General features: G+C 56.1%; 17 protein-coding genes. 8 read left to right on the forward strand and 9 right to left on the reverse strand.

Annotated features, from left to right (window positions below):
- Positions 1–48: 48 nt before the first annotated feature.
- Both epsC and ACUTQW_RS05745 read right to left on the reverse strand, forming a co-directional pair.
- Positions 49–1002, reverse strand: a complete 954-nt coding sequence (epsC, locus tag ACUTQW_RS05740) for a serine O-acetyltransferase EpsC (protein WP_004944724.1) — start codon at positions 1000–1002, stop codon at positions 49–51.
- Positions 1003–1055: 53 nt separating this feature from the next.
- Positions 1056–1496 carry a rhodanese-like domain-containing protein gene (locus ACUTQW_RS05745; RefSeq protein ID WP_173401964.1) on the reverse strand — a complete coding sequence of 147 codons (441 nt, stop codon included), beginning with the start codon at positions 1494–1496 and terminating at the stop codon, positions 1056–1058.
- 349 nt (positions 1497–1845) lie between these two features.
- On the opposite strand from ACUTQW_RS05745, the gene ACUTQW_RS05750 reads away from it, so the two are divergent.
- From ACUTQW_RS05750 to ACUTQW_RS05780, 7 genes are all read left to right on the forward strand, one after another.
- The gene (locus ACUTQW_RS05750; protein ID WP_006325465.1) at positions 1846–2796 is read left to right on the forward strand and encodes a 2-hydroxyacid dehydrogenase; all 951 of its coding nucleotides are present in this window, start codon (positions 1846–1848) and stop codon (positions 2794–2796) included.
- A gap of 191 nt (positions 2797–2987) precedes the next feature.
- Positions 2988–4295: an MFS transporter gene (locus ACUTQW_RS05755; protein WP_037432944.1), complete on the forward strand. Its 1308-nt coding sequence runs from the start codon at positions 2988–2990 to the stop codon at positions 4293–4295.
- Positions 4296–4383: 88 nt separating this feature from the next.
- Complete coding sequence (locus ACUTQW_RS05760; RefSeq protein ID WP_004944736.1) at positions 4384–5118, forward strand: MurR/RpiR family transcriptional regulator; 735 nt, start codon at positions 4384–4386, stop codon at positions 5116–5118.
- A 136-nt stretch (positions 5119–5254) separates the two neighbouring features.
- A complete protein-coding gene (locus tag ACUTQW_RS05765) occupies positions 5255–6691 on the forward strand; it encodes a 6-phospho-beta-glucosidase (protein WP_037432945.1) in 1437 nt (478 codons plus the stop codon).
- 639 nt (positions 6692–7330) lie between these two features.
- Positions 7331–8059 (forward strand): protocatechuate 3,4-dioxygenase subunit beta, encoded by a 729-nt coding sequence (gene pcaH / locus ACUTQW_RS05770; protein WP_004944742.1) that lies wholly within the window; start codon positions 7331–7333, stop codon positions 8057–8059.
- Positions 8059–8682, forward strand: coding sequence for a protocatechuate 3,4-dioxygenase subunit alpha (gene pcaG / locus ACUTQW_RS05775; protein ID WP_006325474.1), 624 nt, complete (start codon positions 8059–8061; stop codon positions 8680–8682). The genes pcaH and pcaG overlap by 1 nt, the downstream gene beginning before the upstream one ends.
- Positions 8683–8779: 97 nt before the next feature.
- The gene (locus ACUTQW_RS05780) at positions 8780–9715 is read left to right on the forward strand and encodes a LysR substrate-binding domain-containing protein (protein ID WP_006325476.1); all 936 of its coding nucleotides are present in this window, start codon (positions 8780–8782) and stop codon (positions 9713–9715) included.
- Here the strand turns inward: ACUTQW_RS05780 and pcaC are convergent.
- From pcaC to ACUTQW_RS05805, 5 genes are all read right to left on the reverse strand, one after another.
- Positions 9712–10101 (reverse strand): 4-carboxymuconolactone decarboxylase, encoded by a 390-nt coding sequence (gene pcaC, locus ACUTQW_RS05785; RefSeq protein WP_004944745.1) that lies wholly within the window; start codon positions 10099–10101, stop codon positions 9712–9714. The genes ACUTQW_RS05780 and pcaC overlap by 4 nt on opposite strands.
- Positions 10094–11458: a 3-carboxy-cis,cis-muconate cycloisomerase gene (locus ACUTQW_RS05790; protein ID WP_006325478.1), complete on the reverse strand. Its 1365-nt coding sequence runs from the start codon at positions 11456–11458 to the stop codon at positions 10094–10096. Before ACUTQW_RS05790 ends, pcaC begins: the two co-directional genes overlap by 8 nt.
- A 145-nt stretch (positions 11459–11603) precedes the next feature.
- Positions 11604–12782: a 4-hydroxybenzoate 3-monooxygenase gene (locus ACUTQW_RS05795; protein ID WP_020439085.1), complete on the reverse strand. Its 1179-nt coding sequence runs from the start codon at positions 12780–12782 to the stop codon at positions 11604–11606.
- Positions 12783–12792: 10 nt separating this feature from the next.
- A complete protein-coding gene (locus ACUTQW_RS05800; RefSeq protein WP_020439086.1) occupies positions 12793–14148 on the reverse strand; it encodes an MFS transporter in 1356 nt (451 codons plus the stop codon).
- 335 nt (positions 14149–14483) lie between these two features.
- Positions 14484–15845: an MFS transporter gene (locus ACUTQW_RS05805; protein ID WP_422124851.1), complete on the reverse strand. Its 1362-nt coding sequence runs from the start codon at positions 15843–15845 to the stop codon at positions 14484–14486.
- 526 nt (positions 15846–16371) lie between these two features.
- Between ACUTQW_RS05805 and ACUTQW_RS05810 the strand changes: the two genes are divergently transcribed.
- Complete coding sequence (locus ACUTQW_RS05810) at positions 16372–17235, forward strand: shikimate dehydrogenase (protein ID WP_020439088.1); 864 nt, start codon at positions 16372–16374, stop codon at positions 17233–17235.
- Positions 17236–17273: 38 nt separating this feature from the next.
- On the opposite strand, the gene ACUTQW_RS05815 is transcribed toward ACUTQW_RS05810, so the two are convergent.
- Both ACUTQW_RS05815 and ACUTQW_RS05820 read right to left on the reverse strand, forming a co-directional pair.
- Positions 17274–19148 (reverse strand): bifunctional sugar phosphate isomerase/epimerase/4-hydroxyphenylpyruvate dioxygenase family protein, encoded by a 1875-nt coding sequence (locus ACUTQW_RS05815; protein ID WP_020439089.1) that lies wholly within the window; start codon positions 19146–19148, stop codon positions 17274–17276.
- A gap of 183 nt (positions 19149–19331) precedes the next feature.
- On the reverse strand, positions 19332–20210 hold the full coding sequence (locus ACUTQW_RS05820) for an ATP-grasp fold amidoligase family protein (RefSeq protein WP_006325492.1): 879 nt from the start codon (positions 20208–20210) through the stop codon (positions 19332–19334).
- Between the last annotated feature and the right edge of the window lie 9 nt (positions 20211–20219).

Raw genomic sequence — 20219 nt, forward strand, 5'->3', positions numbered from 1 at the left:
TTTCGCAGACCTCACTGCGGGTTATTAACATTGTTGAAATGCGCCACATTAAATACCTGAGCCAAATTCATGACTGTCGCTCTGGATATTTGCCTGGCGAATATTACTGCCCGGTTTGACGCTGCGCGTCAGCCATACGTTGCCGCCAATGGACGATCCCTTGCCAATGGTAATCCTGCCCAGCAAAGTGGCGCCGGCGTAGATCACCACATCGTCTTCAATAATCGGATGGCGTGGCTGCCCTTTTTGCAAAATGCCGGACTCTTCGGTGACAAAGCGTTTGGCGCCCAGCGTGACCGCCTGATAGAGACGTACCCGCTTGCCGATAATGGCGGTTTCGCCAATCACTACGCCAGTGCCGTGGTCGATAAAAAAGCCGTCATCGATTTGTGCACCGGGATGAATATCGATACCGGTTTCACCGTGAGCCTTTTCGGCGATGATGCGTGCCAGCAAAGGAACGCCCGCGAGATAGAAATAGTGCGCCAGCCGGTGGTGGATAATGGCGTTGACGCCGGGGAAACACAGTAACACCTCGTCCACGCTGCGCGCCGAAGGATCGCCGTGATAAGCGGCCAGAATGTCGCTGTCCAACCGGCGGCGAATGGCCGGCAGCACGGCGGCGAATTGCCGCACCAGCGTCACCGCCTGCGCATTGAGCGAGTCCCCTCGCTCAGCGTCGTCGTCCTCGGAACGGCTAAACCCCAAAGCAAGGCGCACCTGAATCAGCAATGCATTCAGCACCGCGTCCAGCGTATGGCCAACGAAGTAGTCTTCGCTTTCATGGCGCAGATCGTCCGGCCCCAAGCGCATCGGGAATAAAATCGCTCGCAGCGATTCGGTTATTTCGCTGACCGCACTTTTCGACGGCAGCTCCTTTTGCCCGGAAAGCGACGCCTGGCCGCTGCGCTCGCGCCAGGAGAGCCGCGCTGAGCGCAGCTCATTAACGATATCGGCAAGTTGCCAGTTGGTGTTTTCTTGCGGCTGTGAAAAGCGAGTCATAATTCCCTCTGTTTATGTGATAACGCCCAATGACCCACTCGGTTCGAGCGCCGTCAGGCTGTCTTTAGCCAGGGCAAGTGTCGTGCGCCCTCGATCCCGCCTTGTACGCCGTAAGCCTGCGTATAACCGGCTTTAAGGGCCGCCAGCACCGCATCGGCGGAGCGTTTGCCGGTTTGGCACAGCAGGATGACCTGCTGTTGTTTGTCGACGACTTTGCTTAACTCAAGGAAAAAACGCGGGTTGCGGATTTTGTTCGAGCCGGTTAACCAGGGAACCCGCTCGGATTCCTCAACGTAGCCAAAGGTTTTGCGCTCTTCCGGGGTACGGATGTCCACCAACACCGCCGCCCCGCTGTTGACCAATTGCCAACTGGCTTCCGGCGTCAGATCGCGTTCAAAAGCGGCGGTATTTTGGGCGACGTAGTTATCCCTGCCTGGGTTATCCGCATTCACGTTGGAATGGGTTTTAAACGTTTGTGCAGATGCGTAGGACATATTCACCTCCGGCATATTTTCTATTTTTCAGTAGGGTTGTTTTCGTTCATTAACTTCAATTTATTACCCTTTCCGACCAGCAATAAATAACTTTTCATTAGGGCTTATAGTAAAAGCATCTAGCCCGACTTAGCTAAAATCAGGCTAATGAAAACCAATTATTGGCTTATGAATTTCGATTTTCGCGTGGCTATGTTACAGCGCACTGTTACCCGTTTTCTCCCGTCGATCACATTACGGGTAACACAGTTTATTAACACTCCTCAGCGTGATATCTGTCGCAAAACCGCCGTCTGAAAACCGCTTTGATAACAACAACGAAACCATGGTGTTTTCTGAACAGGTAAAAATGATGACCGATACCCCCAATGACGTATTGTTGATCGCCCCGCTAATGGACAGCCTGCTTGCCCGCCTTGAGGCCAACTTTGTCGTGCACCGTCTCTACGAACAGGCCGACCCGGCCGCTTTCCTGGCGGCCAATGGCGGAACCCTCACCGCACTGGTCACCCGTGGCGATATTGGCGTTGCTACGTCGGTACTGGAACAATTGCCGAACCTGGGGCTGATTGCCGTTTTCGGCGTGGGCACCGACGCCATTGACCTGAGCTATACCCGGCAGCGCGGCATCGCGGTCACCATCACCTCCGGCGCACTGACGGAAGACGTGGCGGATATGGCGCTGGGGCTGCTGCTGGCAACCGCGCGCCAGCTGTGTCACTACGACCGTTTTGTGCGTGAAGGCCGCTGGCTGCAGGAAGCGCCGGGCCTGTCGGTGCAGGTCAGCGGCAAGCGCCTCGGCATTTTTGGCATGGGCAACATCGGCCGCGCCATTGCCCAGCGCGCTGCCGGTTTCAACATGCATATTCAGTACGCCAGCCACCAACAGGATGGCGCATTACCCTATGCCTACTTCCCCGATCCCCTCTCCCTGGCGCGGGAAAGCGACTTCTTTGTTATCGCCATTTCCGGCGGCAAAGACAGCATCGGCCTGGTGGACAAGACGATCTTCGACGCGCTGCCGCCGCACGCGCTGGTGATTAACATTGCCCGCGGCAGCATCGTTAATGAACAGGATCTGATCGATGCCCTGCGCAGCGGCGCCATTGCAGGTGCCGGGTTGGATGTCTACGCCGACGAACCCAGGGTGCCTGCCGCCTTGATTGGCATGAACAACGTGGTGCTGCAACCCCACGTCGCCAGTGGCACGCACGAAACCCGGCAAAAGATGAGCGACATCGTGTTCGCCAACGTCAGTGCCTATTTCAGGCACCAGCCTCTGCCCAACGCTATCGAATAATTAACAGGTTTTACTCATTTTGAACGACAGAACCTTATTTATACCCTATGAATTTCAAGCTGCAGCTAGGCGGCCAGCTCGCTCATCCCCAGGCGCTTACTCCGGTAAGTAACTGGGGTGAACGAGTGCAGCCAACAACGCTGCGGCTTGAAAGGCGACGGGTATACCCACGCCCGCAAAGAGAGATCGCTATGGATAATAAAATCCCCAACACCCGCTGGCTGCGGGTTATTGCCCCGATCCTGATCGCCTGCATTATTTCTTTTATGGACCGGGTTAATATCAGTTTTGCGCTGCCCGGCGGCATGGAAAGTGATTTGGGCATCACCAGCCAGATGGCCGGCCTGGCCAGCGGCATTTTCTTTATCGGTTACCTGTTTTTGCAGGTGCCCGGTGGGCGCATCGCGGTTAACGGCAGCGGCAAACGTTTTATCGCCTGGTCTTTGTGCGCGTGGGCGGTAGTTTCGGTAGCCACCGGATTTGTCACCAATCACTATCAATTGCTGGTGCTGCGCTTTGTTCTGGGCATTTCCGAAGGGGGCATGTTGCCGGTGGTGCTGACCATGATCAGTAACTGGTTCCCGGAGAAAGAACTGGGGCGCGCCAACGCTTTCGTCATGATGTTCGCCCCTCTTGGCGGCATGCTTACCGCGCCTATCTCCGGTGCCATCATCAATCAGCTCGACTGGCGCTGGCTGTTTATTCTCGAGGGGGTGCTGTCGCTGCTGGTGCTGGCCGTCTGGTGGCTGTTGATCAGCGATCGACCGCAGGAGGCGCGTTGGTTGCCGGCACGCGAGCGTGAATATCTGATAACCGAATTGGCGCGTGAACGCCAGGCACGCAGTAAAGCGCAGCCGGTCAGTAATGCCCCGCTGAGAGATGTGTTTCGCAATAAAGGGTTGATGAAGTTGGTGCTGCTGAACTTCTTTTATCAAACCGGCGATTACGGCTACACCCTGTGGCTGCCCACCATCCTGAAAAATCTCACCGGCGGCAATATGGCCTCGGTCGGATTTCTGGCCATTTTGCCCTTCGTCGCCACGCTGCTGGGGATTTACCTGATTTCGGTACTCACCGACAAAACCGGCAAGCGCCGCCTGTGGGTGATGGTTTCACTGTTCTGCTTCGCCGCCGCGCTGTTGGCTTCGGTAGTACTGCGCCATAACGTGGTGGCGGCCTATATCGCCCTGGTGGTCTGCGGATTCTTCCTCAAGGCCGCTACCAGCCCGTTCTGGTCGATGCCTGGCCGCATCGCCTCGGCGGAGGTAGCCGGCGGCGCACGCGGCGTGATCAACGGCCTGGGCAATCTGGGCGGTTTCTGCGGGCCTTATCTGGTGGGCGTGATGATTTATCTGTACGGCCAGAACGTCGCCGTCTGCGGGCTGGCCGTCTCGCTGATTATCGCCGGCATCATCGCCTGGCGGCTGCCGAAGGAGTGCGATCTGACCGGGTCCGAACCGGCACATGACGCCCTGCTGGAAAAGGCTAAACGCGCCTGAAAAGCAACGGAAACCACGAGCGGGCTACGGCAAAATTTGCTATGTTAGCCCGCTGATTACGCTCTGTTGCCACTAGCCGGATAAGTCTATGTTTACCCATAAAGCAATCGCCGAACTCAACGCGCTGGAAATGATGGTTTATAACTACGTCATCAAAAACAAGAACCCGGTGATGTACATGACGATCCGCGAACTGGCCGAGGCCGCTGGGGTGTCGACCACCACCGTGTTGCGCTTTTGCAAGAAAATGGGGTGCGAGGGGTATTCCGAATTCCGTATCCGTTTCAAGCTGTATCTGGAACAGGCGGAAGTGGCGCCGATGGATTTTGGCACCAGCGAAATCATCAGCTTTTTTAAAAGCATCAACAACGACGAGTTTAATCAGCAAATCGATCAGGCGGTGCAGCATATCGCCGCGGCGGAACGCATTATTTTCGTCGGCGTAAGCACCTCGGGCGCGTTGGGCAGATACGGTGCGCGTTTCTTTTCCAACGTAGGGAAATTCAGCACCCATATTGACGATCCTTATTACCCGATCAACAGCGATATGTATAAAAGCGCGGTGGCGATTATGCTTTCGGTCTCCGGCGAAACCGAAGAGATCCTGCGTCTCGCCAGCCAGTTCAGCCTGCATCATTGCAAAATTGTCAGCATCACCAACAACGAAACCTCGTCGCTGGCAAAAATTGCGGACTTCAACCTCTCCTATCACGTCCCCCAACAGCTCATTGCCGGCCAACATAATATCACCACCCAGATCCCGGTCATTTACATTATTGAAACCATCGGCAAGCGGCTGGGGAATATTAACGCAGCAAAATAAAACAGCCTGTTTTTTTAATGTAACAAGTTACCGAAGCGGTAATTTGTTATATCGTGACATTTAATTCCAACTTGCTACTCTATTCTCAGACGCTAACAAAATAGCCTTTCATTAATAAACGAATGAGAATCCAACAATGAAACAGCAACAGTTACCGAAAGATTTTCTGTGGGGTGGCGCCGTCGCCGCGCACCAGGTTGAAGGCGGTTGGGATCAGGGCGGTAAAGGCCCAAGCATTGCCGACGTACTGTCGGGCGGCTCGCACGGCGTGGATCGCGTGATGACCGATGGCGTGTTGGAAGGTTATAGCTACCCGAACCATGAAGCTGTGGATTTCTACGGCCGCTATAAGCAGGACGTGGCGCTGTTTGCCGAAATGGGCTTCAAATGCTTCCGCACCTCAATAGCCTGGACGCGCATCTTCCCTAAAGGGGATGAGCTGGAGCCGAACGAAGCCGGCCTGCAATTCTACGACGATCTGTTTGATGAACTGCTGAAATACAACATTCAGCCGGTGATCACCCTGTCCCACTTTGAAATGCCTTATCACCTGGTGAAGGAATACGGCGGCTGGAAAAACCGTCAGGTGGTGGATTTCTTCGTGCGTTTCAGCGAAGTGGTGCTGCGCCGCTATCAGCACAAAGTGAAATACTGGATGACCTTTAACGAGATCAACAACCAGAGCAACTACCAGTATCCGCTGTTTGGCTACTGTTGCTCGGGCGTGGTGTACGGCGAAGAACAAAATCCGGAGCAAACGCTTTATCAGGTATTGCACCATCAGTTCGTCGCCAGTGCGCAGGTAGTGAAACTCGGTCACCAGATTAACCCGGAGTTCAAGATCGGCTGCATGCTGGCTTGCGTGCCCTTCTATCCGTTCTCCTGCAAGCCGGAAGACGTCATGTACAGCGTCGAGGCGATGCACCAGCGCTACCTGTTTACCGACGTACAGGTGCGCGGTTACTACCCGTCTTACCTGCTGCGCGACTGGCAGCGCAAGGGCTTCCAGATTGAAATACAGCCGCAGGACGAGCAAACCCTGCGCGAAGGTTGCGCGGACTACATCGGTTTCAGCTACTACATGAGCAATGCTTTGCAGGCGGATGCGCCAAGCAGCAGCGACGCCATGTTCGGCTTCCCGGGCAACGTGCCGAACCCGTACGTTAAAGCCTCCGACTGGGGCTGGCAGATTGACCCAGTTGGGCTGCGTTATTCGCTGAACGTGTTGTATGAACGCTACCAGAAACCGCTGTTTATCGTTGAGAACGGCTTTGGTGCCTTTGACAAAGTAGAAGCCGACGGCCAAATCAACGACGACTACCGCATCGACTACCTGAGCGCACATATCGAGCAGATGAAGAAAGCGGTGATCGAAGACGGCGTAGATCTGATCGGTTACACCCCGTGGGGCTGTATCGACTGCGTGTCCTTCACTACCGGCGAGTACGGCAAGCGTTACGGATTTATCTACGTCGACAAACATGACGACGGCACCGGCACCCTCGAGCGTTCGCGCAAAAAGAGCTTTGACTGGTACCGCAACGTGATCGCCAGCAACGGCGAGCAGCTTTAAAAATCACGGTTTTTTTCTTATGAAAACGCGAATGAGCCACAGCGATGTGGCTCATTTTTATTGGACCTTTGACATCCTCACTCGCTCAATAAAAACAATCAAAACGCCAATCAACATTGATACGAAAAGCATTAAAACAAAAGTCACAAACCCGCCTAAACCATTCAGTGTGTTTATATATTTAATCGTGCAGATACACGTAAATAATGTAAATGCATAACCCATTGACTTCTTGATGCATCCATTCATTGTCAGCCTCGAACATTCACAGACTACTCACCGAATCACTCTTATTTACGTGAGCGGACATTATCGTCTATTGCCATTAAATTAATTGATAATGGTTATCATTATCGAAATTGAAATATCAGTGGCCGAAAACGAAATGTCAACAAGTGAAGTAGACAACCGTGACCGATATCCAGTTTCCATTACCTCTGAATACCTCTGCGGAATATCGCATTTATTTTCTCTCATCACATAACCTCAGGTTATGTAAAACACCGCTAAATTTCACTTTATCGTAACACTTCGGCTTGCGTAGACTCAGTGTGGGGACAGGGTTTCTCCCCTTCGCGCTGACATAACAACAAAACAGATCAGCCCTTTGTATCCTGCCTATGCCATGAGGATTTCCGCATGAGCCAGATAAATGAACTGTACCATCGCAACTACGATCGGCACCCGCCGGCTCTGGTGCCGGAATATAAAACCAGCGTGCTGCGTTCGCCGAAGAACGCATTGATCTCGCTGCAAAATTCGCTATCAGAAATCACCGGCCCGGTGTTCGGCCAGCATGAACTGGGGGCGCTGGATAACGATCTTATCCTTAATTACGCCAAACAGGGTCTGCCTATCGGCGAGCGTATTATCGTGCACGGCTATGTGCGCGACGAAAACGGCCTGCCGTTGCGCAATGCGCTGGTAGAAGTGTGGCAGGCCAACGCCGGTGGGCGTTACCGCCATAAAAAGGATCAGTATCTGGCACCGATAGACCCTAATTTCGGCGGTTGCGGCCGTATGCTGACCGACGATAACGGCTATTACTTCTTCCGCACCATCAAGCCCGGCCCCTATCCGTGGCGCAACCAGGTCAACGACTGGCGCCCCGCCCATATTCATTTCTCGCTGTCCGGCGACGCCTTCGCCCAGCGGCTGATCACCCAAATGTACTTTGAGGGCGATCCGCTGATTGCCAGTTGCCCAATCGTCCGCGCCATCAAAAATGACGATGCGGTGCGCACGCTGATCGCCGGGTTGGATAAAACCGCCTCGATTCAACTGGACAGCCTGGCTTATCGCTTCGATCTGGTGCTGCGTGGCCACCGCGCTACGCTGTTTGAAAACCGTCTGCAGGGGAAAGCATAATGCCGCAACAGTATCTGCCGGAAACGCCGTCGCAAACCGCCGGGCCTTATGTGCACATCGGCCTGGCCCCCTTTGCCGCCGGCTTCGATATCTTTGAAAACAACTTTAATCACGTGCTGACCCAGCCGGAAACCCAGGGCGAACGTATCACCCTCGAAGGCCGAGTGTTCGACGGCAGCGGTTCGCCGATCCGCGATGTGCTGCTGGAAATCTGGCAGGCCAATGCGCACGGCCGCTACAACCACCCGGGTGATCAGCAGCACGAGAAGCCGCTGGACAGCGCTTTTCGCGGTTGGGGGCGCAGTTGTTCGGATTTTGAAACCGGCCACTATCGCTTTGAAACCATCAAACCCGGCGCAGTTTGCGGGCGTGACGGCCGCCTGATGGCGCCGCACGTTAATCTGTGGATCGTCGCACGCGGCATCAATCTTGGTCTGCACACCCGGGTGTATTTTGCCGACGAAGATGCCGCCAACCAGCAAGATCCGGTGCTGAATCTGATCGAACTGGAAGTCCGCCGTAAAACGCTGATTGCCCATCCCGAGCGCCGTGGCGACGAGTTGGTGTACCGTTTTGACATTGTTATTCAGGGCGACCGCGAAACGGTATTCTTCGACCTGTAATTCCCGCCACCGCTGCGGCCGCAAAAATCTGCACGTCAGTGTAAATATGCGGCCGCCGTCACTTGTTGCCACTGGGGAAAACTCCCTACACTGGGGCATGAAAAAAGCCAATTTATTTATGCAGCGCATGCGTTTGCGCCACATCAACGGGTTCGTCGCGGTGGCACAGGAGCGATCGCTGAGCCGCGCCGCCGACAAACTGAGCCTGAGCCAGCCGGCCCTGTCGAAAACGCTGAGCGAACTGGAAGCCTTGACCGGTAATCGCCTACTGATACGCAGCCGGCAAGGAACCCGCTTGACCGAACAAGGCGAACAATTTTTGGGGTATGCCACCCGGGTGCTGGAGGCGTTGACAGCCGCCGGACACGCGCTGGACAGGCTGGACGACGCACCCGCGCGGGTGCTGCGCATCGGCGCACTGCCGACTACCGCGCTGGGCATGCTGCCGCAGTCGATCGGCCAGTATCAGCAGGCGCACCCTTATTCGCGTATTCAGGTGATCACCGCTAAAAATACCGAATTGCTGACGCAGCTCAAAGCCGGCGACATTGACGTGGCGATTGGCCGCATGGCCGAACCGGAAATGATGAGTGGGATTGCCTTCGAACTGCTGCTGTTGGAATCCTTGCTGATGGTGACACGCCCTGGGCATCCTCTGTTGAGCGAGACCATTACCCTTGAGCAGGCGCTGAGCTATCCGGCCATTTTGTCGCCCAAAGGCACGGTGCCGCGCCACAATACCGAGAACCTGCTATCCACCCAGGGATTCTGCCTGCCAGGCCAATATATCGAAACGCTGTCCGCCTCTTTGGCGCGCCAGATGACGTTGCAATTTGACTATGTGTGGTTTGTGCCTTCGAGCGCGGTTAAAACCGATATCGCCGCCGGGCAGCTTATCCCCCTGCCGCTGCCTACTCAGGGTATGGAGGAAGCGGTGGGCATTTTGAGCCGTAACGACGGCGAACTCAGCGATGCGGCGCTGGCGTTTATCGCTACCGTACGCCGCCTCGCCAACGCCACGCGTTCCGCTTAGCCCGCTTCGCGGTCCTGTTCGGCGAATACCTCTTCCGCCAGATGGAACGCCGAGTTTGCCGCCGGCAGGCCACAGTACAGCGCGCTTTGCATCAATACTTCTTTGATTTCCTCTCGGGTCACGCCATTATTCGCCGCCGCTTTCAGGTGCATGCGCAGTTCGGCTTCGCGGTTAAGGGCGATCAACATGGAAATGGTGATCAAACTGCGGGTGTGGCGTGCCAGCCCTGGCCTGGTCCAGATCTCACCCCAGGCGTAGCGGCTGATAAAGTGCTGAAATTCCTCGTTTAACGGGCTGAGCCGGTCAAGACTGCGATCAACGTGTGCATCTCCCAGCACGGCCCGCCGCACCTCAATGCCCTGCTGATAACGTTGCTCATCATTCATATCGTTTTGCTCCTGCGTTTAACGGGGATGCCTGTTCCAGCACCCGTTGAGTAAATGTCTGCGCGCTGCCGAGGTAATGCTGCGGATCCAGCAACACAGCCAGCCGCTGCGGGGTTAAATGGGCCATTACCCTGCTGTCTTCCAGCAAGACGTCGAGCAACGTCCGTTGCTGAGCCAGCGCCAGATGGCACTGTTTTTCAATAAGCTGATGCGCCTGCTGGCGGCCGATAGCTTCGCCCAATGCCATCGTTACGGCTTCGGCCATGATCAACCCACCGGTTAACTTCAGGTTATGTTGCATCTGCTGCGGGAACACCTGCAAACCGGCGATCAGATCGCCCGCCGTGTGCAATGCGCCCGCCGCCAACATCACCAACTCTGGCAAGCTTTCCCACTCGGCGTGCCAACCGCCCAGGCCACGTTCATGTTCCTGCACCATAGCGGCATGCAACCCACCGACCAGCGCCGGAACCCGGTTGGCCGCCGCGAGGATCACCGCGCAGGCCACCGGATTGCGCTTATGTGGCATGGTGGAGGAACCACCGCGACCTTCTGCCGCCGGTTCGGCGAGTTCCGCCACTTCGGTTTGCATCAGCAAAGAGATGTCTCGCGCCAGTTTGCCCAGCGTGCCGGTTAAACCGGCGTACCAACCGGCAATCTCCAGCAGCCGATCGCGCTGGCTGTGCCAGGGCGTATGTGCCGCGCTCAGTTGCAACCGCACGGCCAATGCGGTCACCAGCAGATCACCTTCTTCACCCAGTGACGCCAACGTCCCCGCCGCGCCGCCCAGTTGCAGCGCCAGCACCCGCGAGCGCATTTCATCGAGACGCTGCCGGTAACGCAGCAAAGTATCCAGCGTACCGGCCAACTTTAGCCCCAGCGTGGTCGGCAGCGCGTGTTGCACCCAGGTGCGCCCAACCAGCACGCAATCCTGATGCAGAGTAATTTGTTGTACCAGCGCCGCCATCAACCGGTTCAGATCCTCTTGCGTGAGGGTGATAGCCTGCCGCAGTTGCAGCATCAAACCGCTGTCGATAGCGTCCTGACTGGTCGCTCCCCAATGAACAAAGCGTGCGGCGCCGGCATCGCGCTGCGCGACCAATGCCGTGAGTTGCTTCACCAGCGGGATGGCCAGATTGCCGGCCTGCGCCGCCGCCTGCGCCAGCACGGCGCTGTCGACTAAATGACTGTGGCAACAGGCGGCGATATGCTGCGCAGCCTCTGGCGGAATGATCCCCAGTCCGGCTTGTGCCGTGGCCAGCGCCGCTTCGAAATCCAGCATGCCCTGCAACGTGGCGGCATCGCTGAAACATTCGCTAACCGCTGAAGACCGCAACAACGGCGTCAGTAATTCCATAAATTCTCCGACCTAAAAGGGGCTTTTTCCGATGATGGCGCGGCCCAAGGCAGGGTGCAAGAGCGATAAACGCTGCTTTGGGCGATAATCGAAACATTGGGCATCTTTCTGCTGCCGACTGCGTTTTTTGTGATCCCGGTTGGGGTCAGTTCATCTGAAAAGGCGAGCCGACGTAATTTTCCGCCAGCACCGTCATGGCGCTGCGCGACTTGACCGTATATTGCAGTTCCGACAGCTGCAGCCGCTGCTGGAATGGGCTGCCGTCAGGATGGGTGTGCAGCATGTTGGTCATCCACCAGGAAAAATGCTCGGCGCGCCATACCCGCTTGAGGGCATCGTCGCTGTAGCTGTCCAGCCGCCGCCAGCTTTTGCGCAGATAAAACGCCTCCAACGCTTGCGACAGCAGGCAGACGTCCGCCATCGCCAGGTTTAACCCTTTCGCCCCGGTCGGCGGCACGATATGTGCGGCATCCCCCGCCAGCAGCAGGCGTTTGCAGCGCATGGGCTCAGTGACAAAGCTACGCATGCCGACCACGTTTTTCTGGAAAATACGGCCCTTTTTCAGCGACCAGCCGTCGTGATTTTCCAGCCGGGTTTCCAGTTCGTTCCAGATTCGATCGTCCGACCATTGATCGACGTTTTCCGCCGGATCGCACTGGAAATACATCCGCTGCACGCCTGCCGACCGGGTGCTGATCAGCGCGAAGCCCCGCGCGTGCCGGGCGTAGATTAATTCATCACTGGAAGGCGGCGCCTCCACCAGAATGCCGAACCAGCCGAAGGGATAAATCCGAGTGTAATCCTGGCGCAACCCACCGGGCATCGCCGCCCGGCTGATACCGTGAAATCCGTCGCAACCGATAACGAAATCGCAGCTTAGCTGCCGCTGTTCACCGGCGTGGCAGTAATGAACCTGCGGCCGTTCGCTGTCCAGCGCCTGCAATGATACCTGCTCGACCTCAAAATAGAGCTGGGCCTGCGCCGCCAGCCGTACGGCTATCATGTCCTTCAGCACCTCGTGCTGGGCGTAAACGGTGATCGCCCGGTCAGTGAGTTCGGTGAGGTCTATCCGGTGCTGTTGCCCGCCAAACGCCAGCCGAATGCCGTGGTGCTGCACGCCTTCTTTGCGCATCCGTTCGCCGAGCCCGGTTTGGTTCAGTAAATCTACCGTGCCCTGCTCGAGCACCCCGGCACGAATAGTGGACTCCACCGCCTGCCGGCTGCGCGTCTCCAGGACCACGGACTCAATACCCTGCAGATGCAGCAGGTGCGATAACATCAATCCGGCGGGGCCTGCGCCGATAATGGCGACCTGTGTACGCATGCTTATCTCCTTACAGCGCTTTGTTGAGCGAGCCGGGCAGCACCGGCGTTCGGCTGGAAAAGTGTTTGATCATCAATGCCACTGCGGCAACCAATGCGGGAATGGCCAGCAGAGTGAAAATGGTGCTGAACGACAGGTGCATTTGCATCAGCAACCCGCCGCTCATGGCGCCAAGGATGCCGCCGAAGCGCCCTAGCCCCAGCATCCAGGCCACGCCGGTCGCCCGTCCCTGGGTCGGATAAAAACCGGCGGCCAACGCCGGCATTGAAGACTGCGCCCCGTTCATGCAGGTACCGGCGATAAATACCGTCACCGCCATCAGCACCGGATGGGTATAAACGTAACCAATCGCGCAGACAAACAGCCCGGTCAGCAGATAGCCTACCGCTACCACTTTATGGGGGTTCATTCGGTCCATCAGCCAGCCGATGATCAGCACGCCAATGCCGCCGCCCAAAGGAAACAGTGCGGTAATCAGCGAAGCCTGACGGATGGAGGCGCCGGTTTCGCGGATCAGCAGCGGCAACCAACTGGTCAGCAGATAGAAAATCATCAGGCCCATAAAGTAGGTCAGACACAGCATCAGCGTGCCCATCAGATAGCGTGGGGAGAAAATCACGCCCAGCGCCGATTTCGCCTTCACCTGGCCGCTTTCACTCAGGGTAAAACGCAGCGATTCCGGCAAATTGATCGGTGCTATGCGCTTGAGCACCGCAGCGATGCGTTCGCGCGGGTAACCGTGCACCACCATGAAACGGGCGGATTCCGGCAAGGCGACAATCAATACTACCGCCAGCAGCAGCGGCATTACGCCGCCCAGCACCATCACGCTCTGCCAACCAAAGTGCGGGATCAACCAGGCGGAAACGAAACCACCCATGGAGGAACCGAGCGGGAAGCCGCAGAACATCAGGTTCACCAGCAGCGCACGTTTACGTTCGGGCGCATATTCCGACATCAGGGTGGCGGCATTCGGCATCGCCGCCCCCAGGCCCAGTCCGGTTAAAAAACGCAGCAACGTCAATATGGGCAGTGAGGTGGCAAACGCCGTCAGCAGGCTGAAACCGCCAAACAGGATCAGCGACATCACCAGCACCTTTTTGCGGCCAATGCGGTCCGCCAGCGGCCCGGCAGTCAGCGCGCCCACCGCCAGCCCCACCAGTGCGGCACTCATCACCGGCCCCAGCGAGGTCTTCTCAATCCCCCAGTCCTGTACCAGCGAAGTGGCGATGAAACCGATGATCGCAGTATCGAATCCGTCCAGCGCCACCGTTAAAAAACACAGTATCAGGATCATCCACTGATAACGGGAAAAGGGCTTGGCATTGATAAACGACTGAATTTCTAAGGTGTTGTGATCGGACATTGGCGTTTCCTAAGTTGGCCTGGCGACATAAGCCCGGCGGGAACGGCCAGACGCGACGCTGGCATAATCGCTTTTTGTGCGATTATCGAAACTTGGTTCGTTAATCGACGTTTAAATCAAAACACCGCCAACAATAAGTTTCAATATTGTTAAATTAATTAGCGTGCGATTACCGAACGAGAAAACGCCAACCTTTCTGTAAAGGTTTTATTTTCAAATGGATGAGTGGGTTTTTCGCAAAATGGAATGAATGGTTTTCTGTGAACTGATTAACATTGATGAAACATAATTTCAGCCGCGCACCGGCCCGATTAACCGGCGCGCTGCCTCAAGGATCAAATGCTCTTGGCGATTTCGCCTGTAGGTAACTGGGCCTGGCGATTATAGCCCCGGATGCCCTTAAGGAAGATGGCGCACGCGGTGATCACCGCAGGAATGGCGATAATGGCGAAGATGCGCTCGAACCCCCACCCCAACGCCAGCATCTCTGCGCCGGCAAAGGCGCTGAGGATAGCGCCAATGCGCCCGACGCCATGCATCCAACTGGACCCGGTCGCCCGCGCCTCGGTCGGGTAATAGTGCGCCGACAGCGCATTCATGCCGGTATTGGCGCCGTTCAGGCAAAAACCGCAGGCCAACGCCAGCGCGCCGAGCATCACGCTGCTGTGAGAAGCCAACCCTATCATCACCGTGAAACAGGCGCCCAGCAGGTAGATCACACCCAGCGCCCGGTGGGGATTAACCCGATCCATCAGCCAACCGGCAAACAGCGAACCTGCGGTGCCGCCGGCCTGATACAATGCCGTAATCACCGCCGCTTGCGCCACGCTCATCCCAATGCCTTTCACCAGCGTCGGCAGCCAACTGCCCAGCAGATAGACCAGGAACAGTGCCATAAAATACCCCAGCCATAGCATGATGCTGCCAAAACGGTACTGAGGCGATACCACAATCTGCATCGAGCCTTTACCGGGGGCAACCAGCGGCGGCAACGTGTAACGCGTGTTGGCGTCGGTACTCCCCGGCGCCAGTTTTTCCACAATTTTGCCAATGCGTTCAGGGCTGGCGCGCTTGGTCACCAGGAATCGCACCGATTCCGGCAGCTTGGCGAGCAGCAGCGGCACGCTAAGCAACGGCAGTATGCCCCCCAGCAGCAACAGCGCATGCCAGCCCATCTGCGGAATAATCCATGAGGCGGCAAATCCCCCCAGCGCAGCGCCGAAGGTAAATCCACAGAACACGACGGTGATAATGAAGGATCGTTTCTTTTCCGGCGCATATTCGGATATCAGGGTGCCGACGTTCGGCATCGCCGCCCCCAGCCCCAGCCCGGTCATGAAACGGAAGAAAATCATTTGCTCGATATTCTGCGAAAATGCGGTGATCAGCGTCCACAAACCAAAAAAGAACACGCTGTTGATGATAATCACCCTGCGGCCCATCCAATCAGCCAGAGGTCCGGACAGCAGCGCGCCTATCGTCAGGCCTATCAACGCCGCACTGATCACCATGCCAAGCTGATGATTGCCAACGCCCCACTCGCTTTTCAGCTCCGGCGCGATAAAGCCCATCAGAGTAATGTCGAAACCGTCCAGTGCAATAACGATAAATCCAAGCAAAACGATCAATTTTTGATACCCGGATAACGGGCGATCGTTAATCAGTGTGCGAACATCAATTTCGTTTGAAGCCACAATGTCTTCCTCCGTACAGTCGGCTCAGGCCGCAAATGTCGTTATAAGCGTCGGGACTGTCTCCGCGTCGCTGCGTTATTCGCTTTACGGCCACCAGGGCTACAGGCGCAGATGAATGCAAATGTTCGATAATCGCACCAACATTCAAATATCGCACTTCCAATGTAAGAACTCTCAAGCGAGTCGGCAACGGAGGGTATCGATAATCTGGGCGGTTATCGAACCCATTGGTACGTTTGTCGCCAAGTTAAAACACCGCTCTACCGAGAGCCGATACTACAAAACGCTGAAAACTAATGTAATTAATAACCTTATTGCCGGGTGAAACACCAGCGCAGCGGAGAAAAATAATGTTGTTGAAGTGTGAGGAAGATCATTATGACGATGCCAATACCCGCGAATTGCTTAACATTCAGGCAACATGATGTCGATCACAAATCAAAAATAGCCGGTTTACATAAAGTACCAAATGGTTCATTTTTCCTTCATGCCGTCATCCACGGCGACCCAGCCCAGACACGGAGAAACCATGAATAATGATCCACAACGCCGCCCGCTCTATTTGCTCGCCCTGCTGGGCCAGGGCATTCAGGGTTCGCTGTCACCGCAACTGTACGAACAGGAGGCCCGTCGGCAGGGGCTGCGTTGCGCCTATCAACTGCTGGATTTCACCCAGCGCGGCTGGGCCGACGACCGCCTGCCGGAAGTGCTCGACAGCCTGGCGCTGTTGGGTTTCACCGGCTGCAATATCACGCATCCGTTCAAGCAACAGGTCATTCCCTGGCTGGATGAGCTGTCGCCGCAGGCCAGCGCCATCGGCGCAGTCAATACCGTGCTGTTCCAGAATGGCAAACGCATTGGTCACAACACCGATTGCGACGGGTTTATCACCCACTTCAGCCAAGGATTGGCTGGCGAAAATATCCATCGCGTGGTTCAGGTGGGTACGGGCGGCGCGGGCTATGCGGTAGCTTATGGCCTGCTGGCGCACGGCGTCGACCATTTGATGCTGCACGACCGTGATCCGGCGCGCAGCCACAGCCTGCAACAGCAGTTGGCGCGGCATTTTGGCGAACAGCGGATTAGCGTGACGGAAAACGTAGCCGGGGCGCTGGCCGACAGCGACGGCCTGGTGCAGGCTACGCCGATCGGCATGACAGGCCACCCCGGCATGCCGGTGGATATCGACTGGCTGCAACCGCGCCACTGGCTGGCGGACGTGATTTACGTTCCCCGGGAAACCGAACTGGTGAAAAAAGCCCGCGCCAAAGGCTGCCGGGCTATCGTGGGCGACGGCATGGTGGTGCACCAGGCCGCGCTGGCGTTTCAGCTGTATACCGGGCACGCGCCGGATACCGCAAGCATGAGCCAGGTATTCCAGCAGGCCGGTTAACCAGAACGGGCGCGGTCAATGTGAACCGCGCCCTGCTATCACCGCAGTTGCCTCATCGCCGCCAAACGCGCCGCACCATTCACCGCACCATACTGGGCGTACCCGCCAAGCCTTTGCAGCAATTCAAAGAAGAAGCGCCCTTCGGCAAAAGGTTGGCTGTAAACGTGCAGCAGTTCACCGCCCTGCGCATCGCGATCGTAGAGGATATGGTGCTGCGCCAGCCGGGCGATAAAGGCGTCATCGAGATCAAAACGGGCAGCCAGATCTTCGTAGTAGTTATCGGCGATGGTCAACAGCCGCATCCCCTTGGCTTTGGCTTGTTCAACCGCCTGAAAAATATCCCCGGTCGAGAACGCAACGTGTTGTAACCCTGCGCCGTGGTAAGTTTCCACCGTTCTGGCGCTGAGCGTCGCGCTGCTCTGCGAAACATTAAGCGGCAGACGGATACCGTTACAGCGGCTGTGTATTACCCGGCTATGCACCAGCCCGTAAGGATCCGGCAGCAGTTGTTCGCCGTCCGGTTTGAAACCCGGCACGCAGCGCAAAAACATCACCCAGTTTTTTAAGGCGCTTTCAGGCATCGCCACCGCCAGATGATCGATACTCTCAAGTTCACAAACAGAGTGCGATGGCCGTTCGCATAGATGGAAGTCATCCTGATAAATCGCCGCCTCGCCGCCGTTTACCGGGGTCTCGACCAAATAAATCAGGCTGCCGTCGGGCGCGCACAGCGCCGGAATACGGTGTTCGTTAGGGCCAACCTGCCCCTGATAGACCGGATAACCGAAGTCATGCGCCCGCTGCAGCAAAGCGGACGGATCCGCCACCCGCCAGGCCACTGCGCACAGCGAAGCGCCATGCCGTTCACGGTAGTCATCGGCGAAAGAGTCGTTTTGCTGGTTAAGGATGATGCGAACCGCGCCGTTCTGATACAGCGTCACCGCCTTGGAACGGTGTTCACCGCGCAGGCTGAACCCCATTTGCTGCAGCCAGCCGGCCAGACTTTCCGCCTCCTGCCGGTTTACCGCAAACTCGATAAACTCGATCTGCTGGCTTTCGGGCAAAGGCGCGCTGCGGAACAGGTCCGGCGTGGGCGGCTGCGTGGCGGCCACCTGTTCTTCCAGATACAGCAGCGAGCGCAGGCCGTCCTGCGCCGTTGGGGCGCTCGGCGTAGCGCGAAAACCGTCGTTGAAAATCTCCAGCGACCAGGGGCCGGCGTAACCTTTTTCGACCAGGCGGCGGGCGAACTCGACCAGCGGTAATTCCCCCTGGCCGGGGAAGCAGCGGAAATGCCGGCTCCATTCGATCACTTCCATGTTCATCAATGGCGCATCGGCCAATTGCAGGAAACTGATTTTCTCCGCCGGGATATCGTCCAGTTGGTCGAGGTTGTCGCCCAAGGCCAGAATATGAAAACTGTCCAACACCAGCCCCAATGCCGGGGTGTCGACGGCGCGAACCCGTTCCCAGGCCTGGCGATATCGATTCACATGCCGCCCCCAGGCGAGCGCCTCGTACCCCACCACGATGCCCTGTTGCTGCGCCAGGTTTGCCAAACGCCCAAGATCCTCAATCTGCAGATCAATATCGGCAGAGCAGTCGGGCGCCACATTACTGCACAGCAGCATGCGATCGCAGCCCAGCTCCTGCATCAGCGCAAACTTGCGCCGTACACGCTCAAGATTGGCCGCCAGGCGGTCGCGCGGGCCGCCCTCAAAGTCGCGGAACGGCTGGAACAGCGTAATCGCCAGCCCAAGATCCTGCGCCAGCCGACGGATATCCGCCGGTTTGCCGGGATAATACAGCAGGTCGTTTTCAAAAATCTCCACGCCGTCAAAACCGGCGGCGGCAATTGCTTCCAGCTTTTCCGGCAGGGTTCCTGCAATGGATACGGTGGCTATAGAACGAAACATGACTTTTCCCCTTTGCGACAGTGGTTACAAATCGGCTCGCCGCCGTTAAAGGGGGAAACGGGCGGCGGCATATGCAACTATAAATGAACCATAAGGTTCATTATGTCAATGTGCCGCCCGCGAACGTTAACAACTCTTTAACCAGGATCACAAAAGCGCCGTCACTGCGCAGGAGATAAGATGTTATTTCAGCTTAAGCATCTTCCCGAGCAGGATATCCGTGGGTTCGAGTATGTCCGTATCAATCCCTGCCGAGGGTGTGAAGGTCAATTCACCAAAGATGACTTTGCCATTGGTGATATAGAAATCAACGCGGACAAATTCAAAGGGCGCAGACAGTTTCCTGGCGTACTCAAACAGCTCATCGTAGCCTTCGGGTTTCACAAAAGCGTCGATCTCTTCCTGGCTGAGCGCCAGGCAATCTTGGCTATAACAAAGAAACTTGAAGTCTTTATCGAAAAAATAATATTTAGGCATGCCGGTTTCTCTGCCGACACACAGTAACGTGCAGTAAGGAACACCATGGAAACAGTATATTTTATAATCATCAGGGCCGGCGCCATTAGATGACTCTATGAATTTCTCACCTATTATTTTTTTATTGATGTTCTTATAATTTAACTCTGCATAGACCTTCCAATAGTCCTCGCGCATCCAGTTTTCGATGGTTTTCGATGTTTGTACCCGATCCAACGAACTTTTATCCTGACAAATCAGGTTGTAACCCGAACCGTGGTTACCCTTAATCACGAACTTGTCAGGTAAAGACTCCCACGGGATCTCCTGAACCGAATCGCAGGCGAAGTAAAGTTCATTGAGAATGTCTTCACATCCCTGCGCTTTCAAATACTCCCTAACGGCATATTTATCCGCGCATTGCGTGACCAGTGCGTTGTTGCTGTAATTGTTAAGTTTAAGATAATTTATCTTCTCGTTCCATGTCGAAGGCGGCTTTAAATTTAACGCTTTCCCGAATGCCTTTTTATATATAAGTTTGGTCTTGAACGTCGGCGCGAAAGTAGCCAGTTGATTCATGATGAATTTATTAATGTGTTTTCTCATGCAACCTGT

The sequence above is a fragment of the Serratia sp. TSA_7 genome (assembly GCF_052692135.1).

Coding starts and splice junctions, on each gene's coding strand:
- ACUTQW_RS05795 (WP_020439085.1), bottom strand. CDS start 12,782: ATGCGTACACAGGTCGCCATTATCGGCGCAGGCCCCGCCGGATTGATG.
- epsC (WP_004944724.1), bottom strand. CDS start 1,002: ATGACTCGCTTTTCACAGCCGCAAGAAAACACCAACTGGCAACTTGCC.
- pcaC (WP_004944745.1), bottom strand. CDS start 10,101: ATGAATGATGAGCAACGTTATCAGCAGGGCATTGAGGTGCGGCGGGCC.
- ACUTQW_RS05750 (WP_006325465.1), top strand. CDS start 1,846: ATGATGACCGATACCCCCAATGACGTATTGTTGATCGCCCCGCTAATG.
- ACUTQW_RS05780 (WP_006325476.1), top strand. CDS start 8,780: ATGAAAAAAGCCAATTTATTTATGCAGCGCATGCGTTTGCGCCACATC.
- ACUTQW_RS05815 (WP_020439089.1), bottom strand. CDS start 19,148: ATGTTTCGTTCTATAGCCACCGTATCCATTGCAGGAACCCTGCCGGAA.
- ACUTQW_RS05800 (WP_020439086.1), bottom strand. CDS start 14,148: ATGTCCGATCACAACACCTTAGAAATTCAGTCGTTTATCAATGCCAAG.
- pcaG (WP_006325474.1), top strand. CDS start 8,059: ATGCCGCAACAGTATCTGCCGGAAACGCCGTCGCAAACCGCCGGGCCT.
- ACUTQW_RS05810 (WP_020439088.1), top strand. CDS start 16,372: ATGAATAATGATCCACAACGCCGCCCGCTCTATTTGCTCGCCCTGCTG.
- ACUTQW_RS05760 (WP_004944736.1), top strand. CDS start 4,384: ATGTTTACCCATAAAGCAATCGCCGAACTCAACGCGCTGGAAATGATG.
- ACUTQW_RS05755 (WP_037432944.1), top strand. CDS start 2,988: ATGGATAATAAAATCCCCAACACCCGCTGGCTGCGGGTTATTGCCCCG.
- ACUTQW_RS05790 (WP_006325478.1), bottom strand. CDS start 11,458: ATGGAATTACTGACGCCGTTGTTGCGGTCTTCAGCGGTTAGCGAATGT.
- ACUTQW_RS05745 (WP_173401964.1), bottom strand. CDS start 1,496: ATGTCCTACGCATCTGCACAAACGTTTAAAACCCATTCCAACGTGAAT.
- ACUTQW_RS05765 (WP_037432945.1), top strand. CDS start 5,255: ATGAAACAGCAACAGTTACCGAAAGATTTTCTGTGGGGTGGCGCCGTC.
- pcaH (WP_004944742.1), top strand. CDS start 7,331: ATGAGCCAGATAAATGAACTGTACCATCGCAACTACGATCGGCACCCG.
- ACUTQW_RS05820 (WP_006325492.1), bottom strand. CDS start 20,210: ATGAGAAAACACATTAATAAATTCATCATGAATCAACTGGCTACTTTC.